Genomic DNA, 7,849 nt, shown 5'->3' with positions numbered 1-7,849 from the left:
ATCTGGCTGCTCGGCTCCAGCCTGTTCAGCGCCCAGCTGGCCGCCCAGCGCGGTATTCCCTACGCCTTTGCCGGGCACTTCGCGCCGCAGCTGGCCAGCGAAGCCATCGAGCTGTACCACAGATTCTTCCAGCCTTCAGAACACCTGCAGGAGCCCTACTCCATACTCTGTCTGCCGATGATCGTTGCCGACAGCGATGAAGAAGCGCGCTACCTGAACACCAGCTCACAGCAACGCGTGATGCGCCTGGTCACCGGTCAGCCAATCTTCCTGCCGGCCCCGGTGGAAACCACCGAAGGCCTGTGGGACCCGGCGATCAAAGCCAGAGTCGATGCCTTCCTCGGGCTATCCGTGGTCGGCGGCCCGGCCACCGTGCGCTCCAAACTGGAAGCGGTGCAGCAACGCTTCCCGGTGAATGAATTTATGTTCACCAACGATATTTACGATCGTCAGAAACGTATGCACGCGCTGGAATTGCTGCAGCAGATACGTAACAGCTGAGCACAAAAAAGGCGCCTATAAGGCGCCTTACAGCTGACTTACCACCTACCAGAACCTCACTCCGTCAATTCACCACAAAGAGGCTTTTCCATCTGCCGGCGCGCCATCGCCGCCACAGATTTTTTATCCCCCGGGCGACTGAGCAACACATGCAGCTTGGTCAGCGTCGCTTCCAGTGTCATATCCACCGCCGATACCAGTCCGCAGTCACGCAGTGCATTACCGCCGGCGTAGCCACCCATATTGACGCTGCCGCGCAGGCACTGGGTGTGATTCACTGCGACGATATCGCGCTCACAGGCCCGTTCCAGAGCGGCAAGAAATTCCGGCTGTTGGGGCGCGTTACCGGCACCAAAGGTCTGCAGAATCAGGCCATCGAGATCCTGTTCCAGCAGATGCTGCGCCAGCGAGAAATCCATCCCCGGATAGAGCGTCATAATGGCCACCGCCCGGTTCTGCACCGGCTGCCATTCCGGCTGCATGGCGTGCAGGCTGCGCAGCGCTGGCAACACCGGCTCGACATCAATACCAACGCGGAACAGCGGCTCACAGTTAGGAGAATCGAAAGCATCAAAACCACTGGTATTCACCTTGGTCGAACGGTTACCGCGCAGCAGCTTGTGATTAAAAAACAGCCCTACTTCAGCGCAGGGATGATAAGCCGCCAGATAGAGAGCATTGAGCAGATTATCGTGGCCATCGGAGCGCAGCGCTGTCAGCGGAATCTGCGAACCGGTAACGATCACCGGCTTACCCAGATCCGGCAACATAAACGACAGCGCCGAAGCGGTGTAGGCCATGGTATCCGTGCCGTGCAGCACCACAAAGCCATCGTACTTGGCATAATTGGCGAGAATATCGGCGGCGATAATACCCCAGTGCTGCGGGCTCATATCGGAGGAATCGAGCAGTGTCGGATACTCATGCAGAGTAAATTCCGGCATGTCCTTGCGGGTAAACTCCGGCAGCGAACGCAGCTTGTCTTCCAGCATTCCCGGCTGCGGCGTCAGCCCGCCTTTTGCCGACGTCATCATGCCAATAGTGCCGCCCGTGTAGGCAATATAAATATGTTTTCGTGCTTGATACATCGCAGCCATTCTTCCGCCAGAATAAACAAAACAGTCTTGTGAACCTTGCCCGCGTCTGTCACTCTCACACGCGCTCAGAGAAAAGACGCTCTGAGCGAAACATCCACAGGCAAAAACCACAAACCGATAGCTTACGGTATAAAACCCCGGGGGATAACACAATGGAACTGTTAATCGCTGGCCTGCTGCTGTTTATCGGCGGCCACTCAGTCAAACTGGCCGCACCCGCATGGCGCACGCAGATGATTGCCCGTATCGGTCTGCTGCCATGGAAAGGCATTTACAGCCTGATCGCCGCCAGCGGGATTGTGCTTATGGTGATTGGTTATGGTCAGGCGCGTATTGATCCGCTCTGGTTGTGGCAACCGCCTCTGTGGCTGCGCCACGTCACCATACTGCTGACCTTACCGGCCTTTATTCTGCTGTTTGCCAGCCAGATACCGGGCAATATTCTGCAGGCTAAAATTGGCCACCCCATGTACGCAGGCATCAAAGTCTGGTCGTTTTCACATTTATTAGCCAACGGTGGTGTGCACGATATTCTGCTGTTTGGCAGCCTGATGATCTGGGGGATTCTGGGCTTCCTGATATCGCGCCGGCGCGACAAAGCCAGCGGCGTGAAAAAACCGTACAAAGGCCTCAGCCGTGACCTGATCACGTTAAGCGTGGCGCTTGGCGTATGGGCGGCGGTTGCCTTCTGGCTGCACGCACTGCTGATCGGCGTTAAGCCGTTTTAACCAGCCGTTTTAACCAGCCGTTTTAACCAGCTGTTTTAACCACAGGCCAGCGCAAAACAGACCAACTGCACAGGGTAAGCCAGCCGTAAGGACCGCCATTACGGCCCTTACCGCTGGACGCAGCGCCCGCATAACCTCTATCCTGCGCAATCATTCTGATTTCCGGCGGTACGCACTTATGACCCTGCATATTCCCTTCAGCAACGCCTACGCTCAGCTGCCCGGGCACTTCTATGCACAGGTGCTGCCCGGCAAAGTGAAACAACCGGCACTGATCCGCTTTAACCATCAGCTCGCCGCTGAACTGGGCTTTGACAGCACCCAGACCGATGCTCAGACCCTGGCCGATATTTTTACCGGCAACACCATACTCGATGAATCCGAACCGCTGGCCATGGCATACAGTGGCCACCAGTTTGGTCAGCTCAATCCGCAGCTCGGTGATGGCCGTGCCATCCTGCTCGGCGATCTGCTCGATACCACTGGCCAGCGCAAAGACATTCAGCTGAAAGGCGCCGGAACCACACCGTTTTCCCGCATGGGCGACGGCCGTTGCCCACTCGGACCGGCACTGCGTGAATACATTCTGTGTGAAGCCATGCACGCGCTTGGCGTACCGACCACCCGAGCTCTGGCCGTGGCCAGTACCGGCGAACGCGTAGTGCGCGACCGTCTTGAGCCCGGTGCCGTATTCACCCGCGTAGCCTCCAGCCATATCCGCGTCGGCACCTTTCAGTATTTTGCCCTTCGTCGCGATGCTGAGGCCTTAACACTGCTGGCGGATCATGTGCTGGAGCGTCACTACCCGCACATCGACACCAGCGCCGACGATAAATACCTGCAGATGTTCAAAGCCATCTGCCAGCGGCAGGCCGAACTGATCGCCCTGTGGATGAACATCGGTTTTATTCACGGCGTAATGAACACCGACAACATGACCGCCAGCGGCGAAACCATCGACTACGGTCCGTGCGCCTTTATCGACGCATTCCACCGTGAAACCGTGTTCAGCTCCATCGACCGCAATGGCCGCTATGCCTACATCAACCAACCGGCCATTGCGCAGTGGAATTTAGCCAGGCTGGCGGAAACCCTGCTGTCGTTATTTCCCGGTGATGAAAAACAAAGCGTCGAACAGGCAACCGACATTCTGCAGGATTTTGCGCAATGGCATCAGGATGCCTGGCTGGACGGCTTTAACCGCAAACTGGGTTTTGCCAGCAGCGCAGAAAACGACAAAGAGCGCGCCGAAGCCCTGCTCGATCTGCTGCAGCAGGGCGGTATCGACTTTACCCTGTTCTTCCGCCGCCTGTCTGACCTGGCGGATAAAGAAGCGGACCGCAGCGCATTACTGGCACTGCTGGATTATCCGGAAGTACGCAAAACCAGCCTGCTGCAACAGAACCTCAACGACTGGCTGGATAACTGGCAGCAGGATCTGGCGCACAGAGAAAGCGATCTGCACGCAGCACAACAGCGCATGAAAGCCGCCAGCCCGGCGCTGATTCCGCGCAACCATAATGTGCAGGCGGCGATCCGTGCCGCCGAAGAAGGCGACTTTTCCGTCTTTGAAAATCTGCTCAGTGCCCTGCAGCAACCCTTTGCCGATATTGCAGACGACCACCCACTAAGCACACCACCCACTCCGCAACAACAGGTGCTGAAAACCTTTTGCGGTACCTGACCAACGGAAAGACAGTGCAAGTGCCCGGGGGCAAATGTCTGGAGAAATTACCCGGGCGCAAATGTCTGGAGTAAGTACCCGGAAATAAAAAAGTCCGCTGACGAAACATCCGCGGGCTTTTTTAGTAGCGACTATAGAGATCAGTACAGAAACACAGCACCGGAATTTGGCGCCTCAGTGTTCGACATATCACCGTTAATTCCCTGGGCATCGCTGGATTCAAACGATGAGGAGATGCCGACCGTCTTGCCATCGCGCGAAATTCTTACCCGTTTAAATACATCTAAAACATTTATATTCGGTGATCGGATATAAGATTTATAAGCCCATTCACTACCGGTATTTTGAAACAAATAAGCCGAACCACTCTCATGGTTTGAACTATTATCATCAAGAATATCAGATTGGATTCCTCCATGACTATTGAAATCCCGAGTACTGCCTACTACTAATACGGCACCGTCCCCGCTGAGCGAGATCGTATTCCCAAAGGAATGAACACTGTTATTATTAGGAGCTTTTATGTAAACATCCTGGTGCCATGTAGTGGTTCCAGATCGGGTGAAAATATAAGCTGCTCCTGAGCCATCAGCATCATTATTATCTACCCCCATATCTATCTGTTTAGAACCACTATCCTCTCCAAAAGCACCAACAGCAAGAATTTCTCCGTCATCATTGAAGGATACCGCACTACCAAAGCCATCATTCTCTTCTATATCCCTGTAATCCGGCTTCAGATAGCTTATTTCATTCCAACTGCTCTCTGATCGCTCGTAAATAAATACGGCTCCACTGAAAGGCAGGTCCGTATTACTTTGATCGCCGTTACTTGCTGATGTACTTGGCTCCCCTTCAGCACCAACAGCCAGAAGGCTGCCATCCGGCGTCAGGTCGATAGAGCGGCCAAAGTAAAAGCCCCCGGCGATATATTCGGGTTTAAGGTAGGCAGCCTGACTCCAGGTATTCGAACTAAGCTCAAATACATATACAGCCCCGGCCAGAGTGCCTACCGCATCCATATTCTCACCAGTTGAATCGCGACGATCACGATAAGCACTGATCGCAACGGTGGTAGCGTCATCACTGATGTCGATATCCCCACCAAAATATTCCGTAGGTTCCGATCCCGAAAAGGCTGTTGCCGGACTCAGAATCGCGGCATTTTGCCAGCTGCCATTTTCATACTGATAGATGTAGGCCTTGCTGCCACCTGCTGCACCGACAGCAATGGTATTGCCATCACCGGTGATAGCAACGGAAGAGCCGAACCATTCATTTTCACTTGGCAGCGGTGCTTTTAAATAAGCGGTTTGTGACCAGTTTCCTGATGCATCTTTATCAAATACGTAAACGGCACCCGAATCGGTGGTTTCATTATTTTCTGGTGCAGATGCGCTGTTACTGTCTTCATAGACAGCTCCGTACACCATACGGCTGGCATCCAGGTTAAAGGCCGGGCGGAAGGCTTGAATACGCTCCAACGTCGCAACACCACCATCATCCACATCGGCATTAGCGGCTTTAAAATAGCCTACACCATTATTGATGTCGGTTGCTCCTGCCGCGGTTGTAACCGAAACAGAAGAAGATTCTATGCAACCGCCATCATTACAGCTGGCCAGAATATAGCTGGCCTCTACGCGCAGAAATAACGGGACCTCAAACGAAGCACTTTCTGCACCGGCAGGAATATCATCACCAAGCTGACTGTAGCCAGACTGACCGTCAGGGTTTTCCAGCATACGATAAAAGGTTGCATCAGCAACGTCAGCCCAGCTGAAGCTGAACTGTTTAGTCGCATTTACGGTGAAGGTTGGTTCGGCGGCAACTGCCGGAGCTACCACAGGCTCGTCATTACCAGAACCGTTACCCGAACCATTTCCTGCTGAAGATGAACCGCCGCCACCTCCACCACAGGCAGTCAGCAAAACAGCCAGCGCAGAGCCAACAGCCAGTTTGGTCAGCGATGTGTATTAGCAGCGGGAAAGGTATCAGCACAGCGGAAAGCAGCGGACAAACGGGTACGGCAAAGACGAACAGAATTGTTCAACATCATGACTCCATCCTTGTGATTACAACAGAGCGGCGCTGTTCAGTAACGTTGAGCAAATAGCTCTGAACAGCCCCACATCATCCAGGCCGGCATGATAACGGATTCCTCCCCGCTGTGCTGTTGATACAGCTCACATTGTGGAGAAGCCAGCCGCGGGAGCTTAATCACGCGGATACCGGCTCGTCATTTTGCGCAAGCTGGGGCAATAACGGCCTGCTATGGCCAGAGAGCAGCTGCCGGGCCGGACAGCCCGGGTGCGTGCGGGCTGCAGGTCAACCTTTCGCATATTCCGAAATATGCCTTCGGGATTTTGTGATTTTTATCCTCCGTCTGGCTGTTATCCTGCGTTTCATAGTCAATTTAAGATAAATACAGCAACAATTGCGACAGAAGAGGTCAGTATGGGCTTATTGGTAGAAGGACAGTGGCAGGATAAATGGTACGACACGGAAAAAAGCGGCGGCGCTTTTGAACGCGAAGACGCCCGCCTGCGTAACTGGCTGACCGCCGATGGCAGCGCTGGCCCGACTGGTAGCGGTGGTTTTAAAGCGGAAAGTGGCCGCTACCATCTGTATGTCTCTTACGCCTGCCCGTGGGCGCACCGTACGCTGATTTTCCGCCAGCTGAAGAATCTGCAGGATCATATCAGTGTGTCTGTCGTGGCCACCGATATGCTGGAGAACGGCTGGACCTTTGATACAGAAAACGGCAGCAGCGGCGACGATCTGTTCCACAGTGAGTTTATGTATCAGATTTACACCCGCAACCAGAGCGATTACAGCGGCCGCGTGACCGTGCCTGTGCTGTGGGATAAACAGCAGAACTGCATCGTCAGCAACGAATCCTCTGAAATTATCCGCATGTTTAATACCGCGTTTAATGAACTGACCGGCAATGCTCTGGATTTTTATCCACAGACACTGCGCAGCGACATAGATGCGGTGAATGAGCGCGTGTACAACACCGTTAATAACGGCGTGTACAAAGCCGGTTTTGCTACCAGCTTTGATAAATATCAGGAAGCCTTTGAACAGCTGTTTGAGTCCCTCGATTGGCTGGAAGAACGCCTCACCCGCCAGCGCTGGCTGGTCGCCGATGAACACGGCGTCAGCCATTTAACCGAAGCCGACTGGCGCCTGTTTACCACACTGATCCGGTTTGATGCGGTGTACGTTGGCCACTTTAAATGCAACCAGAAACGCATTGCCGATTACCCGGCGCTGTCCGGCTATCTGCGTGACCTGTACCAGTACCCGGGTGTGGCCGGTACCGTGCATATTGATCATATCAAGCGCCATTACTACGCCAGCCACAAAACCATCAACCCGACCGGTATCGTACCCATCGGCCCTGAACTGGATTTCAGCGGCAGCCATAAACGCCAGACACTGGTGTAAAACGCAGGGGGATGTCTCTTTTTAAGAGCGTCCCCAGTGTGGTCGTGCAATCTTTGTGGCTTAAACCACGTCTGCAATAATTCGCCGATCCGGATCATTGTAGGGTGCGCAATGCGCACCGATATCCCTAATAATCCGTAACGTCCGGCTGCGCCGGAATCGCGGCTGAAGCCGCTCCTACAATAATCCGCCGATCCGAATCATTGTAGGAGGTGCTTCAGCTCCGATGGCCGCAGGCCCATTCGCCTTTTTTTCGGATGACCCCGTCCTGTACATTAATCTCTGACACCAATAATTGTAGGGTGCGCACTGCGCACCAATGTTGTTGTATTGTTGTTTCCGTCTTCTTGCTGTACCCATGATGGGCGGAGCCCACCCTTGTATCT

6 protein-coding genes are annotated in these 7,849 nt (G+C 54.1%); 4 read left to right on the top strand and 2 right to left on the bottom strand.

The window, feature by feature from the left end; all coding sequences use genetic code 11:
• On the top strand, positions 1-501 hold a 501-nt coding region (locus B2Z72_RS03950), incomplete at its 5' end, for an LLM class flavin-dependent oxidoreductase (RefSeq protein ID WP_349681237.1).
• A gap of 56 nt (positions 502-557) precedes the next feature.
• Here B2Z72_RS03950 and ansA read toward each other — a convergent pair.
• Positions 558-1,589 carry an asparaginase gene (ansA, locus tag B2Z72_RS03945; protein WP_296982574.1) on the bottom strand — a complete coding sequence of 344 codons (1,032 nt, stop codon included), beginning with the start codon at positions 1,587-1,589 and terminating at the stop codon, positions 558-560.
• 161 nt (positions 1,590-1,750) lie between these two features.
• Here ansA and B2Z72_RS03940 point away from each other — a divergent pair, with 161 nt between their 5' ends.
• Positions 1,751-2,326: an NnrU family protein gene (locus B2Z72_RS03940; protein WP_296982573.1), complete on the top strand. Its 576-nt coding sequence runs from the start codon at positions 1,751-1,753 to the stop codon at positions 2,324-2,326.
• A gap of 178 nt (positions 2,327-2,504) precedes the next feature.
• The gene (locus B2Z72_RS03935; protein WP_296982572.1) at positions 2,505-4,010 is read left to right on the top strand and encodes a protein adenylyltransferase SelO; all 1,506 of its coding nucleotides are present in this window, start codon (positions 2,505-2,507) and stop codon (positions 4,008-4,010) included.
• Between the two features lie 140 nt (positions 4,011-4,150).
• Here B2Z72_RS03935 and B2Z72_RS03930 read toward each other — a convergent pair whose 3' ends face one another.
• Positions 4,151-5,941, bottom strand: a complete 1,791-nt coding sequence (locus B2Z72_RS03930; RefSeq protein WP_296982571.1) for a hypothetical protein — start codon at positions 5,939-5,941, stop codon at positions 4,151-4,153.
• Between the two features lie 526 nt (positions 5,942-6,467).
• On the opposite strand from B2Z72_RS03930, the gene B2Z72_RS03925 reads away from it, so the two are divergent.
• Entirely contained in the window at positions 6,468-7,463 is a 996-nt protein-coding gene (locus tag B2Z72_RS03925; protein WP_296982570.1) for a glutathione S-transferase family protein, read from the top strand.
• Positions 7,464-7,849 lie beyond the last annotated feature (386 nt).

Source organism: Thalassolituus sp. UBA6592 (genome assembly GCF_002433655.1).
GTDB lineage: Bacteria > Pseudomonadota > Gammaproteobacteria > Pseudomonadales > Oceanobacteraceae > Venatoribacter.
The sequence above is the reverse complement of the archived record's forward strand: the minus strand, read 5'-3'. Positions and strand labels throughout refer to the sequence as shown.